The sequence below is a fragment of the Saccharibacillus deserti genome (genome assembly GCF_013618475.1).
GTDB classification, from domain to species: domain Bacteria; phylum Bacillota; class Bacilli; order Paenibacillales; family Paenibacillaceae; genus Saccharibacillus; species Saccharibacillus deserti.
Genome location: NZ_JABJVN010000006.1, coordinates 211,027 through 232,423 on the forward strand (window position 1 = coordinate 211,027; position 21,397 = coordinate 232,423).

Consider the following 21,397-nt stretch of genomic DNA (forward strand, 5'->3'; position numbering starts at 1 on the left):
AAATGTTTCCCCCTGTCGTTCGATTTTATGGAAGGCCTGAGGCCCAAGACGCTTACCGGATCATTATAGCGGCAGCGCATATACAAAAACTCTACAGCCCGGCGAAGCTTCGGCGGCACGCCCGATTCCGTTCTTTTTTGTTTGTCTCGCAGGGGGAAAGAGGTCGGCGTACGTTAATTAAGAAAAGGAAATGATAATCTCCGAATATGTTAACAATTGTTTAGGATTGTTTAATCAGGAATTCGAATGTATTTTAAATAGAGAAGATATAATCATAAATGGCATTCCCAACGGTCAAAATTCTATCGAAATCGAGGGACGGGTATGAAAATTTTGATTACGACCGAATGCTACCGACCGATCATCAATGGAGTTGTCACCTCAGTGGTCAATTTGCAAAGCGAGTTGGAGAAGAACGGGCACGAAGTTCGCATTCTGACCCTTTCGCCGGACGCGCATTCGTTTGTGCAGGAAGACATTACTTATATCGGCTCCGTCAAGGCGCTGTATCCCGGGGTTCGTACCGCGCTGCGCGTGCATCGCCGGGAACTTAAAGATCTGTTGGATTGGAAACCGGACGTCATTCATTCGCAGTGCGAATTCAGTACGTTCCGCATGGCCAGATACATAGCGGGAAAGCTGAAAATCCCGATCGTTCATACGTACCATACGGTTTACGAAGATTACACGCATTACTTCTCGCCGAGCCGCACCTGGGGACGGGCCGCCGTTGCCCTGTTTACCCGCAGCACGCTCAGGCATGTGCAGAGTGTGGTGGCGCCTACGCAAAAAGTCCGCAGCCTGCTCAAAGGGTACGGCGTACCGGGCGACATTCATGTGGTGCCGACCGGCGTCGATCTGAGTCAATTCCAGGCGGAACTGCCTGCGGAACGTCGCTTGGTTCTTAGGAAAAGTTTCGGGTTGTCCGAAAAAGATCGTGTACTGGTTTCGGTCGGAAGGCTGGCGAAGGAGAAAAACCTCGAAGAGATTTTGCGGTTCGTCTCGCAGTGCCGTCATCCCCGCCTGAAACTGCTGGTGGTCGGAGACGGACCGAACCGGCAGGCGCTGGAACGGTATGCCAAAGAACTTGACCTTCAGGACCGGGTGGTCTTCGCGGGAATGGTTCAGCCGGAGCAGGTGGCGGATTATTACAAGCTGGGCGATCTGTTCGTCAGCGCGTCGAACAGCGAGACGCAGGGGTTGACCTATATCGAAGCGATGGCTTCGGGCGTGCCCGTGCTGTGCCGCCGCGACGACTGCCTGAGCGGCGTGGTCGACAGCGGCGTCAACGGCTGGCAGTACGATACGTTCGAGCAGTTCGAAGAATCGCTTACGAAGGCTCTTCGTCAAGAAGGCCTGCTGGAGGAACTGGGCGCAAATGCCCGAAAGCTTGCCCTGGAACGGTATTCGTCCTCGGCATTCGGTACGAGTGCGGAACAAATTTACGTTCGGGCCGCCGCCGTATATCGGCCCGAAACCAGCCGGCCGTTTATCATGGCTGCGATCAAGTAGCCGGTTTCCGCTTGGCGGCATGACGGATAAGCTGCATGTGCAACGCATTCCTTATTTACAGATCGGAGGGATTGGCCTTGAAGTCTTTCTCGGTGCGCTATATGATGAACGCCACGACCGCTGCCGGATTGGCTGCTTGTGCAGCCTGCATCGTTTACGGTTTCTATACGGGGATCTTCACTTCCCAAGCTTCGCTGGAAGGGTTTCTCGCGGGGTTTGGCGTGTGGGCGCCGCTGATCTTCGTTGTATTCCAAGCCGTACAGGTGGTCATTCCGATTCTGCCCGGCGGGATCGGCTGCGTGGGCGGCATCCTGATCTTCGGACCGCTGGCCGGATTTTTCTATAACTATATCGGAATCTGCCTGGGTTCGCTGGCCGCGTTCCTGCTTGCGCGAAGGTACGGCCGCCCTATTCTGGACAGCATGTTCAGTCCGAAGCTGCAGGCCAAATACAAACACTGGACGGAAGGCCGCCGCTTCAACAATCTGTTTGCCGTAGGCATCTTCATGCCGGTCGCACCGGACGATTTCCTGTGCTACCTGGCGGGAACGACGAAGATGACGCTGCGCCGCTTTACGACGATTATCCTGCTCGGCAAACCGCTTGCGATCGCGGCTTACAGCTTTGGTCTGAGCGCGGCGATTACCTGGGCGGCAAAGCTGTTCGGCATCGCTTGAATGTGAAGAAGGGAAGGAAACAAACATGAAAATCCTGCTGTATGCCGGATCGCTGGACACGGTAAGCCGAAGCGGAGTCGGCGAGGCTGTGCGCCACCAGCGCGAAGCGCTGGAGAGGCTCGGCATCGATTACACGATGAACGAGCGTGAGGATTACGATCTTGTGCATCTGAACACCATTTTCCCCGATTCCCTGCGGATGGCGAAAAGAGCGAAACGAAAAGGCAAAAAAGTCGTCTACCATGCCCATTCGACCATGGAAGACTTCCGCAATTCTTTCCGGGGGTCGAACCTGGCGGCACCGCTGTTCAAACGTTGGATCATGCGCTGTTACCGCAGCGCCGATCTGCTCATCACGCCGACGGAATACGCCAAAGGACTGATCCAAAACTACGGGGTGACCAATCCGATCGTCAGTTTGTCGAACGGGGTGGACAGCGCGTTTTTTGCGCCGGACCCGGAAGCCGGACGCCGCTTCCGCCTCAGGCACGGTCTGGACGAAGAGGCGAAAGTCGTTCTGTCGGTCGGACATTATATCGAGCGCAAAGGCGTGCTGGATTTCGTGGAACTGGCCCGGCGGATGCCGGATCATCAATTCTACTGGTTCGGCTATACGCCGCTGTACATGGTGCCGCCGAAGATTCGCGAAGCGGTGGAAACGAAGCTGCCGAACCTGCGTTTTCCCGGCTACGTGAACCGGGAAGAGCTGCGCGACGCTTACTGCGGAAGCAATCTGTTTCTGTTCGCGACCCACGAAGAGACGGAAGGCATCGTGCTGCTGGAAGCTCTGGCCGCTGAAATCCCCGTGCTGGTGCGCGATCTGCCGATCTACGCCGATTGGCTCGAAGACGGAGGAACCGTCTACAAGGCACGCGATCTGGATGCGTTCGAGCGCGGCATCCGGGGGATTGCGGGGCGTACGCTGCCGGATCTCACCGCCAACGGCCGGAAATTGGCTTTGGGGCTCGATCTGGATGCGGTAGGCCGGCGCCTTGTCGAATTATATGAGATCGCCTTACATAGCAATCCGGTCAAGCCGCAGGCAAAGATTCTGCACCCGGAAGTCTAGACCTTATCGGGACCTCGTTTACGGTTCGAAACCTGCAAACGCCAAAAAACCTGCCGCCGGCCGGCTGTGCATCTTCGGATACGCAGCCGGGATGGACGGGCAGGTTTTTTGATATTCGGATACAGCCGCGCAGTCGTGACCCGGGCAGGTCTTAAGCCTTGACCCGGTTGAGGTCGGATCAGAAAGCGGGAATGTCTTAAGGCAGTTTGTTGCCGGCCGCACGATAGATACTGTACCATTCTTCGCGGGACAGCTTCACTTCACCGGCTTTGATGCAGTCTTTGATCCGCTGCACGTTCATCGTTCCTGTTACCGGCTGCATATTCGCCGGGTGGCGCAGCAGCCACGCGATCGCGATCGTCGTATTGCTCACGCCGTGAGCTTCCGCAACCTTGTTGATCTCCGCGTTCAGCTCCGGGAATTTGTCGTTGTCGAGGAAGACGCCTTCGAAGAATCCGTACTGGAACGGCGACCACGGCTGAATCGTGATATCGTTCAGGCGGCAGTAATCCAGAATGCTGCCGTCGCGGTCGACCGACTCGTCGATCAGCATGTTTACGTTGACGCCGTTGGAGATCATGTTGGCATTCGTGATGCTGAGCTGAAGCTGATTGGCGACCAGCGGCTGCTTCACATATTTTTTGAGCAGATCGATCTGCATCGGTTTTTGGTTGGACACGCCGAAGTGGCGGACTTTACCCGAAGATTCCAGCTTATCGAACGCTTCGGCCACTTCTTCAGGCTCGACCAGAGCGTCGGGACGGTGCAGCAGCAGGATATCGAGGTAGTCGGTATTGAGTCTTTGCAGAATACCGTCGACGGACGACAGGATATGCTCCTTGGAGAAATCGAACTGTCCCTGACGGATGCCGCATTTGGACTGCAGAATCAGGTTCTCGCGTACCGACGGGCTCATATGTACCGCTTCGGCAAAGATTTCTTCGCACTTGCCGCCGCCGTAAATGTCCGCATGGTCGAAGAAGTTTGCGCCTTCGTCGAGTGCCGTTTGCACGAATGTTTCGGCTTCTTTTTTGTCCAGGGAATCGATTCTCATACAGCCGACAGCGACTACCGGTACGTCCAGATTGCTGCTTCCGAGCTTGATGGTTCTCATAGCTGCTTTCCTCCTCGTATCTGGTTACTTAAAATCATAACAATTGTGACATAAAAATAAAACGTTTTCAAGGCATAAAAGGCATCCTGCCATTTTTGCTGCCAAGCCTGGGCCTTCTATACCCGTTCGACCGGATTTAGTGGAAAATGCCGAGCCCGATCGCCAGAATCATCGCGGTGAGCAGCATTTTTTTCTCGCACACCGTTACGGCCGCAGCGTCGCGCACATCCACCCGGGCCAGCCAATAGATCGACAAGGCTGCCGCCGCCAGAATGATCGCCGCCGCGGTCATTCGGCCGGATCCCATAAACCAGAGCGCGGACAGGCCGATCATGGCGAAATAGACAATGGCCGGAAGACGGGCAAAGGCGAGGCCGAACCGGTCGGCGGCCCAGACGACGCTCGTCCGTTTGACGGGGGAAGCGCCGCGGTCGGCATCCAGGTCGGGGATATGGTGCACCATCACCCAGGCGATGCAGTACATGGCGTTGATCCAGGCGTTCTGCACGGCCCACTGGGGCAGGTCGTCCAGCAGCAGCCAGGCTCCCCCGAGCCCCAGCGCGAAGGTGGAAGGAAACGTGCTGATCCATTCACCGGCGAAAGGGACATAGGCCAGCCGAAAAGGAGCCGCGGAATAGGAGAAAGCGCCCCAAAGGCCGACGGCCAGCAAAACGGCAAGCCTGACCTGTCCCGACACGGCGAGCAGCACCGCTGCGATGAGCAGGGCGGCGGCCAGCCCGAAGCCGAATCGGCCGAGCGCTTCGGGCGAGATCCGTCCGCTCTGGATAATTCGGCTTCCGCCGGACAGCAGGGCAGGGCTATTCGCGTCCGTACCCGACCGGTAATCGGTATAATCGTTGAGCGCATGCGTCAGCAGACCGTGAATGAGCAGGCCGCCGAGCAGCAGCAGAAGCGCCGCGGTCAGTGCCCGGTCGGTCGGCAACACCGGATCCAGAAACAGCGGATAGACGCCCGAGAAGATAATGACGACGCTCGAAGCGATCACGGCGGCGGGCCGCATGAGCAGCAGTCCGTTTTTGAGTATGGCCGAAGCGGAATGAGGCAAGATGGCGGCTCCTTTCCGGGTGCGAAGTCTTTCATACTTTAACAACCTATAACACCTGGCAGGAGCGAAGAACCACGCCGCAAGAAAATTCCGGACTTGTTTCTGAAATATATTTCACATTTTAAAAAAGCTATAAAATCGGTGCGGAGCAAGGGTGTAGGCGTCCGCGGAACGGGGCGTGAAAGCATCTCCCGAAAAAATCTTAGATTCAAGGATACCCCTGTGGTTTTATAGTAAATGAATGTCAAACAAACTCACCAAGGAGGCTACACACATGTTGACTAAAATCAGAAACCTGTTCCTCGTTCTGTCGCTCGTATCCGCTTTCGGCGCAGCTTCTGCTTTTGCAGGGGAAGCACAGACTGCATCCGTTGGTACGACGTCCATTTCGGCTGCGGCTGACGTAGAGGGAACAACCAGCGATGCCGTTGACGAAGCAACCGACGACGACGGCGACAAGGGGCTTTGGGGCCTGCTCGGTCTGCTGGGTCTGCTCGGTCTGCTCGGTCTGCGCCGCCGCAATGACCACCATGACACGTCCGTAACCCGCACGACGAACAACCGTTAAGAGAGATTCACCAAAAAGCGTCTATGCTGCGGAACTCCGCGGGCATGGCGCTTTTTTTGCTGCTTAAATCGGTACTGCCTCCATAAAAGCATCTGCGGGACAAAGATTTGGAACATTCGTTTATTTATTTATTTATTTAATAGAAGGAAGGATAAATGAATATCGGCGGGCCTCCGCAAAAGCTTCTTCTTTCGGGAGAGGCACTTCGCTATGTTTCGGGTTACATAATAGGTATCAAGTGGAAAAGGGGTGGCGTATGCCGATCGAATCGCTTTGGCTTTTGCTTCCGGGAATCGCTTTGATTCTGCTGGGCGCTTTTTATTTAAGAAAAGGATTCATGCCGACTGTGGAACCTTACCGCAAAAACGAAAAACGGGAAGGAAACAGTGCCGCCGCCCGCGAGAAAACGGCCAGTCTGGCCGCCGGTGCGGCTTTTCTGATCGCAGGCCTCATTCTGATCCTGTTTTTCACGACCGTTCCTTCGATGATTCCTTAAGTTTCGAACCGACTTTCAAAACAATGCTTGAAATCTCCGTCGAAAAAGCCGATAATGAGCATATAAAATAATTATAGTAACTTACTTTAATAAATTTAATTGACCGTTACTCAAAGAGTCGGCTTATCGAAAAGGAGATTCAATCATGGAAATCGGCATCAGTACATTTGTGGAAACCACTCCGGCGGACGGCACCGGACCGACGATCAGTCACGCGGAGCGCATCCGTCAGGTTGTGGAAGAGATCGTCCTCGCGGACAAAGTCGGCCTTGACGTGTTCGGGGTAGGCGAACATCACCGGATCGATTACGCAGCTTCCGCCCCTGCGGTCATTCTGGCTGCGGCCGCGGCCCGTACCGAGAAGATCCGCCTGACAAGCGCGGTAACGGTGCTGTCTTCGGCCGATCCGGTACGCGTGTTCCAGGACTTCTCGACCGTGGACGCCATCTCGAACGGCCGCGCGGAGATCATGGCGGGCCGGGGGTCGTTTATCGAATCGTTCCCGCTGTTCGGTTACGATCTGAACGACTACGACGATCTGTTCGACGAGAAGCTGGAGCTGCTGCTCCAAATTCAGCAATCGGAAATCGTCGACTGGAAAGGCGGGCACCGTCCGGCGATCAAGAACCGGGGCGTTTATCCGCGTCCCGTGCAGGAGAAACTGCCGATCTGGATCGGCAGCGGCGGCAATCAGGAGTCCGTCGTCCGCGCCGGCCTGCTGAACCTGCCGCTGGTGCTCGCGATTATCGGTGGGCGTCCGGCTCAGTTCGCGCCGCTTGTCGATCTGTACAAGCGTGCGGCCCGGCACGGCGGACACGATGCGTCCCTGCTGCCGGTCGCTTCGCATTCGCACGGTTTCGTCGGCGGGACCGACGACGAAGCGGCGGACAAATTCTATCCGTCGATGCGCTATGCGATGACCGTGCTCGGCAAAGAGCGCGGCTGGGCTCCGTATACCCGGCAGGGTTACGATGCTTTGCGCGGACCGGAAGGGGCGCTGTACGTCGGCAGCCCGGAGACGGTGGCGAAGAAGATCATCGATCTGCGCAAAAAAGTCGGGATTACCCGCTTCATGCTGCATACGCCGGTAGGTACGATGGGCAACCACGACGACGTGCTGCGTTCGGTCGAACTGCTTGGTACGAAAGTAGCTCCGATCGTCCGCGAAGAAATCGCGGCTTGGGAAGCGGCGGGACAACCCGCAGAATAAAGAAGAAGGCCGCCGTTTCTTCGCAGGCGGCTGATTCCTTCCAAGCCCGCACCTTTCGGTGCGGGCTTTTTTCTGCGGCTTTTCGATCAAATCGGCGATATATTTATTTTCGAATATCCCTTTACGGGAATATTCGGTTGGGTTATATTGGGAGCTGTACAAGACGCACGATTGAAAGAGGTGATCTTGCGCGGAACGGGAGAAGGCGGAAGAAAGGCCGATTCCGGTCTGCGCAGAGACGATATGGACGAAAGACATACAGAGCTGTTCGGTGCATTGGCGGAACCGAGCCGCATGCGGATCGTGTCGCTGCTGCGCGAAGGACCGCTCAGCGTAGGCGAGATTGCGGATCGTTTGGAACTGCGCCAGCCGCAGGCTTCCAAACATCTTAAGGTGCTGCAGCAGGCAGGCGTGGTGGAGGTTCAGGCTGCGGCGAACCGGAGGCATTACCGGCTGCGGCCGGAGCCTTTTCGGGAGATGGAAGATTGGCTGGCGGGCTACCGCGAGCTGTGGAGCGAACGCTTCGACCGGCTGGACGAGTACCTGCGGAATATGCCGGATTGACCGGGGCGCGTCGGATACCGAATACTCGAAGATGCATCCAAATCAGGTATTTCAGGGAGGAAATCGACATGACAGACCGTATGATCGTAAGAATCGAAGGCCGGGAATTTGTGATGGAACGGGTCTTCCAAGCGCCGCGGGAAAAAGTATTTGCGGCGTTCACCCAATGTGAACACCTGAAGCATTGGTGGGGACCCCGGGGTTGGGTACTCACCGCCTGTACGCTCGATTTCCGGCCGGAAGGCGTCTGGCATTACTGCATGACGTGCCAAGACAAGAATCAAGGCGACTTTTTCGGGATGGAGTCCTGGGGCAAAGGCGTTTACCGCAGGATCGATGCGCCGAACTCATTCGTCTATACCGATTATTTCTCCGATGCCGAAGGCGGCATCAACGAAGACCTGCCTCCATCCGATACCACATTGGTCTTCGAAGAGTTCGAAGGCGGAACGAAGCTGGTCTCCCGCACCCTGTACGATTCGGAAGAGTCGCTGAAGACGGTTGTCGAGATGGGCATGGAGCAGGGCATCCGCGAGACGTGGGACCGACTGGAGGAGTACCTTAGTGAACAGTAAAGGGCAAGTCGACCGGAAACCCATAAAGATACTCGGCATTTCGGGGAGCCTTCGCGCACAGTCGGCCAATTCGAGACTGCTGTCGGCTTTCGAACGTTTGCTGCCGCCGCATGCGAAGTATGAGACGTACGACAAGCTGGCGAACCTGCCGCATTTCAATCCCGACCTGGAGGACAGCGGCCTTCCGGTACACGAAGAGGTAAAGCAGTGGAGAGCGCATCTCGCTTGGGCGGACGCCATCGTCATCTGTACGCCGGAATATGCACGCGGGGTTCCCGGGTCACTGAAAAATGCGCTCGACTGGGTCGTTTCTTCAGGCGAATTCGTCGATAAGCCGACTGCGGCGATCGGAGCTTCTCCCCATCCGCAGGGCGGCTCGGCGGCACTCGATTCGCTGATCGGGACGCTCGGGATGATGAGCGCCGTCATTCCGGAAGGAGCCGGGCTGTGTATTCCGTTCATCACGAAAAAGTTTGCGGCGGACGGGACTTTGAACGATGCCGAGACCGAAGATAGGCTGCGGAAGCTGGCAGCAGCGCTGGCCGAAGCCGCAGGCTGAAGTCGAAAAGCGTCCGATCACGGATAGCCGGGTACAAATTGAAAAGGCGTGACCATACGAAGCGGGATAAGCTTCGCACGGTCGCGCCTTTTTTTGCATGTTTACTCGAAAACTCTTTTGCGCAGCAGCTCCAGTGCCTGTTCGATCCCTGTCAGCTCCGCTGCCGATAGGCCTGCAATCCGCTGTTCGAATCCCCGCTGCGCCTGTGCGAAGACCCGAGCCATAAGAGCCTGGCCTTCTTCGGACAAACGGAACATCTGACGCCGGCGGTCGGCTTCGTCTACTCCTTTTTCGCATAAGCCTTTCTCAAGCAGCTTGCGCAGTTCCCGGCTCGTATTGGGCAGCGACAGATTTACGCAGTCCGCGATTTCGCTTGGGGTCACGGGCTGTGAGAACATCATATACTCCAGAATTTTGTATTGGACGTGCGTGATATCTTCGTCTTTGACGCCGCGCGTCATCTCGTGCGTCACTTCGTGCACGGCGGATGCGAACGAGACGACTTTTTGAAACAAAGCGCTGTGATCCATACTCTCACCTCTTTTGTCCAACATAACAAAAAAGTTGTATTTAAACAATTATCATTTGACAACTATATAAGCGGTATGATACCTTTTGGTTATCAAATGATAATGAAAAGAGGGGATTCGATGAACATGCTTCTGGTCTATGCCCATCCCAACCACAAGAGTCTGAGTTATTCGTTTATGCAAGAGGTGCTTCGCGGCGCAGAAGAGAATCAAGAGGTGCAGGAAGTGCGCGTGCTTGACCTCTACGAAGAAGGATTCAACCCGGTGCTGGTTTTTAACGAAGATAAAAGAAGACGCGATATGCATCTGGATCCCGAGCTTGCGCGGCATCGTGAACTGCTGATCTGGGCGGACAAGATCGTGCTGATCTACCCGATCTGGTGGGGCCGTCCTCCGGCGATGATGATGGGCTTTATCGACCGGATGTTCGCTTCGAAGTTTGCTTATCTCGACAAAGGCGGCCTGATGCCGGAAGGACTGCTGAAAGGCAAAACGGCCGTCTGCATCTCCGTCATGAAAGGCCCGACAGGCTATTTGCGGCTGTTGATGGGCAATGCCCACCAGGTTCTGATGCGCAGAGCGCTGTTCGGCTACGTCGGCATCAAAAAAGTAAAGTTCTTCGAATTCGGCGGCATGGAAAAACCCCAGGGCAAACAGAAGCAGAAGCTGGAGAAAGTGTACCGGTATTTCCGGGACGTCGCTCAGTAAGTTAGTGTTCACTATAGGGAACGACATGAAAAAGGACCGGCTTCTAGAGCCGGTCCTTTTATCTTTTTCCCCTAGCCTTTTCTCTCTCATTCCGTTCAGAATTTCCCCGGCATCTTCTTCACGACCGCTTCCGACAGATCGTTGCCGGTCATCCACATATGGTTATAACCGATGCGCAGTGCCTGATAGGTCTTGGCATAGTTGGCGTTATGATAGGAGTCGATTGCCGTGATGACATGCGCGCCGTGCATGGCGTTGGCCTGGTACGTCATCGTCTTATCCAGCGGCAGACGGTTCACCTGGAACGCGGTGATCTTGGCGACGAAATCGCCGAGGTCGGCTTTGGCGGCTTTGCGGCCCGCTTCATTGCCGGCAAGCGTAGCTGCCAGATAGAGCTGGTAATCCTTGATATGGCGGTTCCACTGCTGGTTGAACGTTTTGGCGGCTCCGGCTCCGAACAGGCTGCGGTGCGTCGCGGTCAGCGCGGCCGTGTTTTTGTCCAGCGCGGCTTTGGCGTTGGCGTAATCCGGCGCTTTGTCGTGAGCTTTCTGAAGCACCAGGATCGACAGGATCGCGTGCTCGCCGAGTCCTTGTCCCATCTGCTGGCGCAGGTAAGCGGCGTCCGTCTGGGTCGTCGTTTCGTCGAATTTCGCCGGGAACTGCTTCACGACGGCGGTCGCCATCATGGCGCCGATCATCGAAGTACGGGCATACGCGTTATGCGCGGCCGTGTAGGCGGTTCCATACTTGCCCGCGGCATATCCGTCGAACGACTGGAGCAGATACTGTTCATGGACCAGAAGATTTTGTTCCAGCATTTTGCGATCGAGATGCGGATTAAGATTGTTCAGGAGGGTTGCCATGGAAGCGGCATTCTTCTTCAATCCCATTGTCGCCTGCTTGCGCGCGTCGTTGTTTTTGGACTTCGTGGCGTCCACGTAATTCATCAGCAGCGCGATGTGGTTATCCCAGCCCGTGCGGAACGTTTGGGCGGCGCTTTTGCCGTAGAGCTCCGAGACCATCATGGCCATCGTGTTGGAGTTGGCGTTCAGCACGTTCGCCGCTTCGGCAGCGTCCGGTGCCTGATCGAATCTTTTTTGCATAGCGATAATCGTGTAGTAGGCGTGTTCCCCGTGGACTTTGGCCATTGTGGTTCGCATGTCGGCAGCCGGAGTCTTGGTAGTCGGGGCCGGAGCGCCGAAAGCGGCTGCGGGAAGGGCGAGCAGAAGCAGACAGAGCAGGGAGAGAAGAAGAGGGCGGATCGGTTTTTTCATGGATGTGTCTCCTTTTCCGTATATTGGACGTTCGCTTACCTTATAAAGAAAAAGGCGTCGCTTGAAACATGGGCGGAGTGAATTTGTATTCTCCTTTCGGGCATGCTATCCTAGAGGCCGTAAAGCGCGGAAAGACGGGCAGGTCCATCTTGATTGCAAACGGAGGCGAACTTATGAAAGCGCTGTTTATCGGAGGAACGGGTACGATCAGTACGGAGATTACGAAGCTGCTGCTTGCGCAGGGGCATGAACTTTATTTGCTCAACCGGGGCAACCGCAACGCGGAGCTGCCGGAAGGGGCGCATCTGCTGCAGGGCGACATCAACGATGAAGCGAAAGTGGCGGAGCTGATTGCCGATCTGGAATTCGACGCGGTCGCGCAGTTTATCGCTTTCGTGCCGGAGCAGGTCGAGCGCGATTGCCGGCTGTTCAAAGGCAAGACGAAGCAGTATCTCTTTATCGGTTCGGCTTCGGCTTACCAGTCCCCGCCGGCGGATTACCGGATTACGGAGAGTACGCCGCTCGCCAATCCGTATTGGGAATATTCGCGCAACAAGATTGCCTGCGAAGAGTATCTGATGAAGCAGTACCGCGAAGAGGGCTTCCCGGTGACGATCGTGCGTCCGAGCCATACGTACAGCGAACGCTCCGTACCGGTAGGCGTACATGGTGCCCAGGGACCGTGGCAGGTGCTGCGGCGGATGCAGGAAGGCAAGCCGGTCCTCGTGCACGGAGACGGAACGTCGCTCTGGACGGTCACCCACAGTCGGGACTTCGCCAAAGGGTTCGTCGGGCTGATGGGCAATATCCATGCGATCGGCGACGCGGTGCATATCACCTCGGACGAATCGGTTACCTGGAATCAGATTCACGAGATTGTCGCTTCCGCGCTTGGAGTGAAGCCGAAGCTGCTGCATGTCCCCTCGGAGTTCCTGGACGCCTGCAGCGGGGAGGATTATCGCGGCAGCCTGCTCGGCGACAAAGCCAATACGGTCGTCTTCGACAACTCGAAGCTCAAGCGCCTCGTGCCGGAATTTGCCGCGACGACACGGGCGGATCAGGGACTGCGCGAAGCGGTGGAATATATGCTGGCGCATGCCGATACGCAGCAGGAAGACCCGGAATTCGATGCCTGGAGCGATAAAGTGGCGGCGGCGCTGGAACGGGCGATTCAAGAGGTAAAAGGGGACCGATAGTCCCGGAAAAGCGCTCCGCGTCTGCCGCGGGCGCTTTTTTGATGTGGGGTTTCCCGGACGCCGAGCACCCCGAGTGATTCCCGATACCCAATTATTGTTTGGGATTCGGAAGCTAAACTGCTATATACTAGAGAAAATGTGGGTAAGAGATAAAGCAAGCACTTGTGTGCGCATAAGTGCCTTTTCGTGTTTGATATTATTCTAAATGGAGCGGGTGAAAATGGCGCAGCAGTTGCTCGTATACGTGTCGGTCATTCTGATGGGAGGAACGCTGAGCCTTTTTCTGGCGGTTTATGCGCTGCTTCGTTTCCGCAATGCGCCGGGAGGCCGGTATTATGTTCTGGCGGCGCTGATGGCGTCTCTTCTGGCCTATGGATATGCTTTCGAATTAACGAGTGCCGATCTTGGACAGATCAAGTTCTGGATCGGGATCGAATATTTCTCTCTGCCGTTTCTGCCGGTCTTTACCCTGCTGATGTGTCTGGAGTATGCGGGTATTGTACCGGGTCCCTGGAAAAGGCGGGCTTTGTTCGCGATCCCTGCGATCACCTTCGTGCTTCAGCATACGAACGACTGGCATCATTTGTATTACGCTTCGATCGGGCTTCAGCCGAACCTGGATTTTCCGATCGTCAAACTGACGGCCGGTCCTTGGTATATCGTACATACGCTGTTTCTCTACGGCTGTCTGGCCCTTTCGATCGCCGCCCTGCTGCTGCAGATCCGCAAAGCCCGTCACCGGTTCCGGATGCAGATGCTGGCTATGGCGGCCGGGGTGCTGGTGCCCGTCGCCGGCAACCTCTATTACCTGGCCGGGCTGAGTCCGTACGGGATCGATCTGGGTCCTGTGTTTATCAGCGTTTCGTTCATTTTTCACAGTATGGCCGTGTTCCGTTTCCGCATGTTCAACGTGGCCCCGATCGCGCGGGATATCGTGTTTGAGAGTATGGGAGACGGCGTGCTTGTGCTCAATGAGCAGCAGCTGGTCGTCGATTACAACCGGGCGATGCTGACGTTCGTGCCCGAACTGGCCCCACGCAGTATCGGACGTTTCGCGCCTGACGTGCTGGATGGCCGTCCGGAGATCGCCGCATGTATCCAAGCCGGCCAGGAAAGCGATCTGCTGCTGGAATCCGGAGCCGAGGCGCCGGTCTATGTGCATGTCCGGTTTTCTCCGATTCGGGGACGGGCAGGCTGCCGATCGGGCAGTATCGTGACCTTTGTCGATATTACGGAAAGGATCGCCATGGAACAGGAACTCAAGCGCCTGGCGAGCACGGACGGTCTGACGGGCTTGTTCAACAAGAGCACGCTGATCGAACGTTCCGAACGCGTAATCGGCAGGGCGCCTGCGAACGGTGCGGGTGTCTCGGTCGTGATGTTCGACGTCGATCATTTCAAGAAAGTGAATGATACCCTCGGGCACGAAGCGGGAGACCGCGTGCTTGGCGAAGTGGCGAACGTCATCCGCGCGGTTCTGGGCGAACAGGGAATTGCCGGACGCTACGGCGGCGACGAATTCGTGCTTTGTCTGCCGGACACGGGCCCGGACAAAGCCGTACTCTGCGCGGAGAGGATCCGAGCCGGGATCGAAATGCTGGAGATCCCTATGGAAGGTCGTCTGATTCGCGTGACGTCGAGCTTCGGCGCCTCGCATATGCGGCCTTCATCCGGGTCGGATATGCAGATCTTGATGCGACGCGCGGATCAGGCTCTCTACCGGGCCAAGAAGCTCGGTCGCAATAGGGTCGCTCTGGATGCGGCGGACGGAACGGCCGAATCCCGCGAAGCCACCTGACGAAGAAGAGGAAAGCGGCGATGGCGGAAAATAAATACAAGGCACTCGAGCTGGAAACGCCGGATATCTACGAACCGGAAGGATTGGAAGTCGGCGTGACGTCGAACTGCAATTTCAAATGCGATGACTGCTGCGCTTACCGACGCGGAATCGTTCGGCGCTTATTACGGGATGGACCCGCGCGTCTACGACAAAGTGATCGAAAATATTGGCGGATTTCCTGGAGCAGCTTCCGTGTCCGGCTTATGAAGCGCTGTTTCCGGCCGCTCCGTAGGCGAAATGCGTTCGCTTGGCGCACAGGCCTCCCCTTGCGGCGGCCGCCGCTTGTTTGCTGCAAATTTCGATTCCCGCTTGTGCGGGAGCCTCTTCATAACGTACGATAGAACGACAGACGTCCATGCGCATCGGAAAGACCGCTCAAACGGTCCGGCGGGAGGCGAGGGGCGCGAAAGCGAGGCGAACAAATCATGGCAAGCAAGAAGGGCGGCACGGGCCGCGGAACCGGCAAGAAAGGCTGGAACCGCTGGCAGAAAGCGGAGAACCGCAAGAAGAATGCACCCAAACCTTACAAGACCAAAGGCAAGGATACCGAAGCAAAATCCGAAACGAAATCCGAAATCGGCGAAAAGGGCAGACTGGACGGCGAATAAATCGCCGGACCGGCCGCAGCCGATGGAAATAGAGTCGGCGCAGCAGCGCAGAACGCGAACACAATCCATATCCCCGCAGGAGTTTTCGGTGCAAGCAAGCCCGGAACTTTTCGCGCGGCAGAATCCAAAAGACCGCTTTCCGCAGCCATCGTACAGATGGCGCGGAAAGCGGTCTTTTGGGGTTTGGGCACCGGCCGGGGCTGGGCCCGGCCATCAGGTCCGATCATTCAATTCGTCTGCGCTCCGTGCGCCGCCATCCGGGCATTGTGTTCGTCCAGCGGCAGATCGAAGTTGTCTGGGCTGCCCAGCTTAGCCGTCTGTCCGTTTCCGTGCCGGCCGTACAGGACCAGCCAGTAAAAGATCGGATATTGGCGCAGCAGACGCCGCTGCGGTCCGATGCGTACATCGGCGAGCTCTTCGTAACGGGGCCACAGGTCCGCGACGTTCGGCGTGATCTTGCGGTGGCTCCGTCCGCCGTCGATATGTTCGCAGACCCGTTCGGACTGAAGCCGTTCGCGCCAGGAGCCGTAGAAGGTGTGCGAGCTGCCGTGCGTCCGGCAGAGGAACGGCCGTGCGGGATACACGCGGCACCGTCCGCTGTCGGCGTCGAGCAGCGGACAGGGGAAACTGTTGCGGCCCGCATGACGGCGGACGGCTTCAAGTTCGCCTTTGCGATCGACCGTATGGGTCAAAGAAGCGTGCATAGCCGGGTTTTCGCGTTCGAGAGCCGCCAGGTTTTCTTCCGCCCGCCCGAAGGCTTCGCGAATTTCTTCCCGACTCCAATGGCGTTCCATATAGACAAGCAGCAGTTCGAATTCGACCTGGGATACAGGGAAATAATCGGAGCAGCACGAGCTGCAGCCTTCGTGGCAGGGAGGCTGCTTGGGGCTGCCGGCCCGGTAGTCTTCGATCGTCCGTTCGACGTCCTGATACAGGCGATTGATCTGCGCCGCCCGGCTGTCGGCCGAAGCGGTCTTGTGGCAGAGCCGCATCGGGCGTCCGCTGCCGCAGAAGCAGGGTTCGTTGGAATCCGCAGTCGGCTGTGTCCGCGGCGCTTCCGGGGTATTCGGCATGAATAGCTTCACTTCCTTGAATTTGGATTCTGTTTCCATTATACCCCCTTGATCGCACCAAACGGAAATCAGGGCTGCGAAAGGTTTGACGAGGAAGGGAGCTTCGATTAATATTGTTAGTAACAATTAGATAATATCATAAATTGAATAACAACAACTCCGCCCGGGAAATCGGCTGCGGAGCCCGAAGGAGGAGCTGCAGTGGATACCGGCAGCAGAAACAAACACGGCGGCGAAGCGCTGCGCGACGCGAACGGTTTGACGGAAGAAGAATTTCTGGGGAGCTATGATGCCGGCGATTACGAACGTCCTTCGGTCGCCGCGGACATGGTGATCTTTACCGTGGCGGGCGAGAAGGAAGAGAACTACCGCAAGCTGCCGAAACGTACGCTGCGCGTTCTGCTTATCCGGCGCGGAGGGCACCCGTACCTCGGCTGCTGGGCGCTTCCCGGAGGATTTGTACGGCCGACGGAAACGGCCGATCAGGCGGCCGCCCGGGAACTGCGCGAAGAAACGGGCGTGGACCGCGTCTATCTGGAGCAGCTGCATACGTTCAGCGACGTAGGGCGCGATCCGCGGACTTGGGTGATGAGCTGCGCCTATATGGCGCTTGTCGACAGCCGGGGGCTGCATGTGGAAGCCGGCGACGATGCCGATCGGGCGGCCTGGTTCGAGCTGACCTACCGCCTGCAGAGCGACAGCCGGGAGCGCTTGGAATCGGGCGGCATCCTGCATGTCCGCCGCTTCGAATTGAAGCTTGCCTTGGACAAGGCGGAAGCGGATCTGACCGGAGAATCTGCGGGCGAAACGGAGCGGATCGAACTGACCGCGGTCGTCGAATGCCGCCGCACCCGTACCCGCGGAGCATCGGCGGACGAGTACCGGATCCGGAGCAACGAAGGGCTGGCTTTCGACCATGCGAAGATTATCGCCATGGCGATCGAGCGCTTGAGAGAACGGGTGGAGCGAAGCGACCTGGCGCTGCATTTGATGCCGGAGCGATTTACGCTTACGGAACTGCAGCAGGTCTATGAATCGGTTCTGGACCGGGAGCTGTTAAAAGCGGCTTTCCGCCGCAAAGCGGAACCGCTTGTGGAGAAAACGGACGAATATACGGAAAAGGCGGGCCATCGACCTTCGAGATTGTACCGGCGCGGCCGCGAGGAATGGGGCGATTACGAATGAAAATTTATGAATGGGAAACGCTGCGCCAGGCACAGGGAGCCGGCGAGCGGTTGAAATATTTGTTTTTCTGGGGACATACCCCCAAAGTGCCGGGGATCGCGGATTCCAGCTGTCTGAGCCAATGGTGGCCGAGTGTGTTCGCGGTGGACGGAACGGAGTACGGATGCGCCGAGCAGTACATGATGGCGGAAAAAGCGAGGTTGTTCCAGGACGGGGAAGCGCGCGAGCGCATTTTGCAGGCCGTACACCCGAAGCAGATGAAAGAATTCGGCCGACAGGTGCAAAACTTCGATGATGCCGTCTGGAAGAAAGAAGCGTACGGAATCGTCAAACGCGCGAGCCTGGAGAAGTTCCGTCAAAATGCCGAGCTGTGGGCGTTTCTCCGAAAAACGCAGAATCGGATTCTGGTCGAAGCCAGTCCGAGAGACCGGATCTGGGGAATCGGTATGGGCAAAGACCATCCGGATGCGGAGAACCCGGCGAGATGGCGGGGAACGAACCTGCTGGGATTTGCGCTGAGCGAAGCGCGGGACCAACTGATCGAGGAGGGAATGTAACGTGAACGAGCAGGTGAACACGCAGGGGATTCGCGGGAAGGCGCGAGACCGGATGCGGCGTACAGCCGCGGAAACGGTCGAAATCGCCGCAGGCGGATCTTACGTCTATCAAGGCGAAGAGATCGATATCCGGCATGCGCAGGTGCTCAGCGAGGGCCCGGATGGGCAAAGGGATCGCCGCGGAATTTGTCAGGCGGTTCAATCTTCGGGGGCTGCGGGAAGAAGCGGCCCTGCAGCCGCTGGAAGTCGGAAGCTGCGTCCGGCAGGGACGTGCCATGAATCTGGTGACCAAAGCGAAGTATTTCAACAAGCCCACCTATGCGTCGCTGACGGAGGCGCTGCGTTCGCTGCGCGAAGTCCGCGAGGCGGACGGCGTAACGAGACTTGCGATGCCCCGGATCGGAAGCGGACTTGACCGGCTCCGCTGGGAGAAAGTGCGGGAGATCGTGCTTGACGTGTTTGCGGATAGTCCGACGGAGGTTGTCGTCTGTACACCTTCTGCCGGATCTCGCGACAAGCGGGCATAGCTAGCAAAGACTGCCGCTCCAGGGCGGCGGTTTTTGCAAGCATCACAAAAGACATGCGGACAGGCGCCGACGGGGCGCTTGAACCGCATGTCTTTTGTAGTGGGCCGGAATGGTTCTTGGGCAAAAGAAAATCAATGGCCGCCGCTGCGCCGCTTCAACGACTCGGCGTACGTGTCGCGGCGGAAGTTGAGAATCGGGTCGTCGGACAGGGCGATGCCTTCGGTGATCGCCGTCGGGTCCATAACCAGGCCCTGCGGCTCGGCAATCGGCTCCAACAGGACCAGACGCCCGGCGTCGATCCGCTTGCGGTCGCTTGGCCACCGTTTGGTCGGATCATGGGTCGGATCGCCTTCTTCGCCGAATACGATACTCAGTTTGAACGAAGGCGGCTGCGCAAGCATACGCAGTTCAAGCTCGCGTTCCAGATAATCGTCGGGCATGGCCGCCGCGTCGTGGATCGACAGCGTCTGTACGCCCGAATCGGGAATCCATTCGAACTTGACCGGCCGTCTGCGGCCGTCTGCGTCGACCAGCATATAGACATGGATACAGTAATACAGATTCGTGGCGTAGCTGGCCGGCGGCTTTAGACGTTTAAGCGCCAGCAGACTCTGACGGCTCTCGCTGAAGTGCCGGGCGAAGCGCCGCAGCGCTTCGGATTTGGGCATCTGTCCGGTTTTGGTCCGGTTGAGGGTCGTCAGCATTTCCATGAACGACTCCGGGGTCCGGGCGAAAAATACCGGAACCGTTACGCCGACCATATTGCTGTGGCCGCCATCCGGCAGCAGGAACTGAACGGCCATGCCTTTGGCCGGCGACAGCAGATCGGCCAGAGCCGGGTCGGTCGAGCTGCCCGAGAAGCGTACGATGGCTTTGACCTCGCGGTCCTGCAGATGCGGAGCAGTCGTGAACGGGGCGGCTTTGCCGCTCGGAAGAAACGAAGCCCGGCAGCAGAAGCCGCGCGCATGGGCGCGTCGGTAGCCCGGATGCACGCCGGAGACGCGTTCAAGTTCGTCGACGGCTTCTTCGGCCGCCGTCATATATAAAGGGGTATGGGTGTCGGAAGAATCGGTCGTACCGCCGGATAGGCCATGGGCTTGATGATTTTCAGATTCGCTGAACATAGCGGTTGTTCACTCTCGCTTCCTGTAGCTGTAGGATAGTGGGCGGCTTTGCGGGCCGCACGATAGGGACTACCTTTTCTATACCCGCGAATCCAACAAATAGAACCGCTCTTCCGCCGGATTCGGCAAAGAACGGTTCCTTGGAAAAGGCGGTCTTCCCCCGGCCTGAAGCTTCGGCGCGCCAAAACGCTTTGCGCCGGGCGATTCGCGGGCCGGACGCTTGCTGCGCGGCACGTCTCAGCCCGTGACCGGCTGCAGCCGGTAAATCTCCCGGCTTTCGACCAGCTCTTCCGTAGCCTGGCGGTATTCCCGGTAATGTTCGCTGTCCAGATGGGTTTGAACGGAAGCCTGATCTTCCCAGCGCTCATAGAAGATAAATACGCGGGGATCTTCCATCGATTCGTTCAGTACGTATTCCAGGCAGCCGTGTTCGGTTCTTGTCGGACCGACGACTTTGATCAGTTCCCCGCGGAGCTCATGCTCCCGGCCGGGTTTGGCTTTGATTACGGCCGTAATGGTGATCTCTTCCATTTCGTAACCTCCCCGTCCCGAAAATTGCGAATCCTTACAGGCGCGTAATTTGCAGGAACCGCGCCGAGCGAGCCTTAATCCCCCGCCGCGTTCCTTCTTTTTTTACCCTGGGCACCTGTCCCGGTTTCAAGCTCTCTTCTATATACCCTTGGTTCCTGCCTGGCGACCCATTTTTGCGCCGGGCTCCGATTGCGCGTTTACGAACCGCTTTTCACGTCCCGGCTTCTTTTGCGGAAAAAGAGAATGGCGCCCGTCACGACGAGCAGTCCGATAATCACATACACCACATTGGAGAAGACGTCCATTTGACCGGCTGCGCTCTCCCACGATTCGCCCACCGCGCTGCCGATAAACGTCAGTACCGTGTTCCACAGCAGGGAGCCCAGGGTCGTCAGCAGAAGAAACGAAGCCGGATTCATGCGCACGCTGCCGGCCGGGATCGAGATCAGGCTGCGGACAAGCGGGACGAGGCGGCACAGAAATACGGCCCATTTGCCGAAACGGTCGAACCAGCCGTAGGCTTTGCCCACGTCTTCTTTTTTGAGGCGCAGCCATTTGCCGCGCTTCTCGATCAGCCGCTCCATGCGATCCTGCTTCATGATAGCCCCGACCGCATACAGCGCGAGCGCGCCTACGACGGAGCCGAGCGTGGAAGCGATGACCACTCCCACGATATGCATATCGGTCTGCGTCGTCATAAAGCCACCGAAAGTCAGAATGACTTCCGACGGAATCGGCGGGAAAATATTTTCCAGGGCAATCAGCAGGAAGATGCCGAAGTAACCCCATTCGTTCATAAAATTCGTAATCCAATTCTCCATGTTGCTCACCTCG

The 21,397-nt window shown here is 57.3% G+C and carries 24 protein-coding genes and 1 pseudogene; 17 read left to right on the forward strand and 8 right to left on the reverse strand.

The window, feature by feature from the left end; translation table 11 throughout:
- The first annotated feature begins 324 nt into the window (after positions 1–324).
- The 3 genes from HOP44_RS16145 to HOP44_RS16155 all read left to right on the forward strand — a co-directional run bounded on the left by HOP44_RS16145 (position 325) and on the right by HOP44_RS16155 (position 3,258).
- Entirely contained in the window at positions 325–1,512 is a 1,188-nt protein-coding gene (locus HOP44_RS16145; RefSeq protein WP_172255125.1) for a glycosyltransferase family 4 protein, read from the forward strand.
- 77 nt (positions 1,513–1,589) lie between these two features.
- Complete coding sequence (locus tag HOP44_RS16150; protein ID WP_216667612.1) at positions 1,590–2,189, forward strand: TVP38/TMEM64 family protein; 600 nt, start codon at positions 1,590–1,592, stop codon at positions 2,187–2,189.
- Between the two features lie 25 nt (positions 2,190–2,214).
- Entirely contained in the window at positions 2,215–3,258 is a 1,044-nt protein-coding gene (locus HOP44_RS16155; RefSeq protein WP_172255127.1) for an LTA glycolipid anchor biosynthesis glycosyltransferase, IagA/BgsA family, read from the forward strand.
- Between the two features lie 196 nt (positions 3,259–3,454).
- Here the strand turns inward: HOP44_RS16155 and HOP44_RS16160 are convergent, their stop codons facing one another.
- Positions 3,455–4,372, reverse strand: coding sequence for an aldo/keto reductase (locus HOP44_RS16160; RefSeq protein ID WP_172255129.1), 918 nt, complete (start codon positions 4,370–4,372; stop codon positions 3,455–3,457).
- Positions 4,373–4,508: 136 nt separating this feature from the next.
- Positions 4,509–5,438: a prenyltransferase gene (locus tag HOP44_RS16165; protein ID WP_172255131.1), complete on the reverse strand. Its 930-nt coding sequence runs from the start codon at positions 5,436–5,438 to the stop codon at positions 4,509–4,511.
- Between the two features lie 274 nt (positions 5,439–5,712).
- On the opposite strand from HOP44_RS16165, the gene HOP44_RS16170 reads away from it, so the two are divergent.
- From HOP44_RS16170 to HOP44_RS16195, 6 genes are all read left to right on the forward strand, one after another.
- Positions 5,713–6,006: a WGxxGxxG family protein gene (locus HOP44_RS16170; RefSeq protein ID WP_172255133.1), complete on the forward strand. Its 294-nt coding sequence runs from the start codon at positions 5,713–5,715 to the stop codon at positions 6,004–6,006.
- Positions 6,007–6,262: 256 nt separating this feature from the next.
- Positions 6,263–6,502, forward strand: coding sequence for a hypothetical protein (locus tag HOP44_RS16175; RefSeq protein WP_172255135.1), 240 nt, complete (start codon positions 6,263–6,265; stop codon positions 6,500–6,502).
- A gap of 145 nt (positions 6,503–6,647) precedes the next feature.
- Positions 6,648–7,712 carry an LLM class flavin-dependent oxidoreductase gene (locus HOP44_RS16180; protein WP_172255137.1) on the forward strand — a complete coding sequence of 355 codons (1,065 nt, stop codon included), beginning with the start codon at positions 6,648–6,650 and terminating at the stop codon, positions 7,710–7,712.
- Between the two features lie 243 nt (positions 7,713–7,955).
- On the forward strand, positions 7,956–8,276 hold the full coding sequence (locus tag HOP44_RS16185) for an ArsR/SmtB family transcription factor (RefSeq protein ID WP_172255326.1): 321 nt from the start codon (positions 7,956–7,958) through the stop codon (positions 8,274–8,276).
- A gap of 68 nt (positions 8,277–8,344) precedes the next feature.
- Positions 8,345–8,851: an SRPBCC domain-containing protein gene (locus HOP44_RS16190; RefSeq protein ID WP_172255139.1), complete on the forward strand. Its 507-nt coding sequence runs from the start codon at positions 8,345–8,347 to the stop codon at positions 8,849–8,851.
- Positions 8,841–9,410 (forward strand): NADPH-dependent FMN reductase, encoded by a 570-nt coding sequence (locus HOP44_RS16195; RefSeq protein ID WP_343059930.1) that lies wholly within the window; start codon positions 8,841–8,843, stop codon positions 9,408–9,410. The genes HOP44_RS16190 and HOP44_RS16195 overlap by 11 nt, the downstream gene beginning before the upstream one ends.
- Before the next feature lie 101 nt (positions 9,411–9,511).
- Here the strand turns inward: HOP44_RS16195 and HOP44_RS16200 are convergent, their stop codons facing one another.
- Positions 9,512–9,940 (reverse strand): MarR family winged helix-turn-helix transcriptional regulator, encoded by a 429-nt coding sequence (locus HOP44_RS16200; RefSeq protein ID WP_172255141.1) that lies wholly within the window; start codon positions 9,938–9,940, stop codon positions 9,512–9,514.
- Between the two features lie 120 nt (positions 9,941–10,060).
- On the opposite strand from HOP44_RS16200, the gene HOP44_RS16205 reads away from it, so the two are divergent.
- Positions 10,061–10,648, forward strand: a complete 588-nt coding sequence (locus HOP44_RS16205; protein WP_172255143.1) for an NAD(P)H-dependent oxidoreductase — start codon at positions 10,061–10,063, stop codon at positions 10,646–10,648.
- Positions 10,649–10,743: 95 nt separating this feature from the next.
- On the opposite strand, the gene HOP44_RS16210 is transcribed toward HOP44_RS16205, so the two are convergent.
- Positions 10,744–11,922, reverse strand: coding sequence for a hypothetical protein (locus HOP44_RS16210; protein ID WP_172255145.1), 1,179 nt, complete (start codon positions 11,920–11,922; stop codon positions 10,744–10,746).
- Positions 11,923–12,095: 173 nt separating this feature from the next.
- Here HOP44_RS16210 and HOP44_RS16215 point away from each other — a divergent pair, with 173 nt between their 5' ends.
- From HOP44_RS16215 to HOP44_RS16225, 4 genes and pseudogenes are all read left to right on the forward strand, one after another.
- The gene (locus HOP44_RS16215; RefSeq protein WP_172255147.1) at positions 12,096–13,118 is read left to right on the forward strand and encodes an SDR family oxidoreductase; all 1,023 of its coding nucleotides are present in this window, start codon (positions 12,096–12,098) and stop codon (positions 13,116–13,118) included.
- 220 nt (positions 13,119–13,338) lie between these two features.
- Positions 13,339–14,916, forward strand: coding sequence for a histidine kinase N-terminal 7TM domain-containing diguanylate cyclase (locus HOP44_RS16220; protein ID WP_172255155.1), 1,578 nt, complete (start codon positions 13,339–13,341; stop codon positions 14,914–14,916).
- 20 nt (positions 14,917–14,936) lie between these two features.
- Positions 14,937–15,062, forward strand: a pseudogene (locus HOP44_RS22855) (radical SAM protein); the annotation flags it as partial.
- A gap of 321 nt (positions 15,063–15,383) precedes the next feature.
- Complete coding sequence (locus tag HOP44_RS16225; protein WP_172255157.1) at positions 15,384–15,566, forward strand: DUF3934 family protein; 183 nt, start codon at positions 15,384–15,386, stop codon at positions 15,564–15,566.
- 227 nt (positions 15,567–15,793) lie between these two features.
- Here the strand turns inward: HOP44_RS16225 and HOP44_RS16230 are convergent, their stop codons facing one another.
- Positions 15,794–16,678, reverse strand: a complete 885-nt coding sequence (locus HOP44_RS16230) for a YkgJ family cysteine cluster protein (RefSeq protein WP_246369862.1) — start codon at positions 16,676–16,678, stop codon at positions 15,794–15,796.
- Positions 16,679–16,840: 162 nt separating this feature from the next.
- Here HOP44_RS16230 and HOP44_RS16235 point away from each other — a divergent pair, with 162 nt between their 5' ends.
- From HOP44_RS16235 to HOP44_RS16245, 3 genes are all read left to right on the forward strand, one after another.
- On the forward strand, positions 16,841–17,824 hold the full coding sequence (locus HOP44_RS16235; RefSeq protein WP_343059931.1) for an NUDIX hydrolase: 984 nt from the start codon (positions 16,841–16,843) through the stop codon (positions 17,822–17,824).
- Positions 17,821–18,381, forward strand: a complete 561-nt coding sequence (ybiA, locus tag HOP44_RS16240; RefSeq protein ID WP_172255159.1) for a riboflavin biosynthesis intermediates N-glycosidase — start codon at positions 17,821–17,823, stop codon at positions 18,379–18,381. Before HOP44_RS16235 ends, ybiA begins: the two co-directional genes overlap by 4 nt.
- Before the next feature lie 161 nt (positions 18,382–18,542).
- Positions 18,543–18,908 (forward strand): macro domain-containing protein, encoded by a 366-nt coding sequence (locus HOP44_RS16245; protein ID WP_172255161.1) that lies wholly within the window; start codon positions 18,543–18,545, stop codon positions 18,906–18,908.
- 131 nt (positions 18,909–19,039) lie between these two features.
- Here HOP44_RS16245 and HOP44_RS16250 read toward each other — a convergent pair whose 3' ends face one another.
- The 3 genes from HOP44_RS16250 to HOP44_RS16260 all read right to left on the reverse strand — a co-directional run bounded on the left by HOP44_RS16250 (position 19,040) and on the right by HOP44_RS16260 (position 21,384).
- A complete protein-coding gene (locus HOP44_RS16250; protein WP_172255163.1) occupies positions 19,040–20,032 on the reverse strand; it encodes a catalase family peroxidase in 993 nt (330 codons plus the stop codon).
- A 237-nt stretch (positions 20,033–20,269) separates the two neighbouring features.
- Positions 20,270–20,563, reverse strand: coding sequence for a putative quinol monooxygenase (locus tag HOP44_RS16255; RefSeq protein WP_172255165.1), 294 nt, complete (start codon positions 20,561–20,563; stop codon positions 20,270–20,272).
- Between the two features lie 197 nt (positions 20,564–20,760).
- Complete coding sequence (locus tag HOP44_RS16260) at positions 20,761–21,384, reverse strand: DedA family protein (protein ID WP_172255166.1); 624 nt, start codon at positions 21,382–21,384, stop codon at positions 20,761–20,763.
- Between the last annotated feature and the right edge of the window lie 13 nt (positions 21,385–21,397).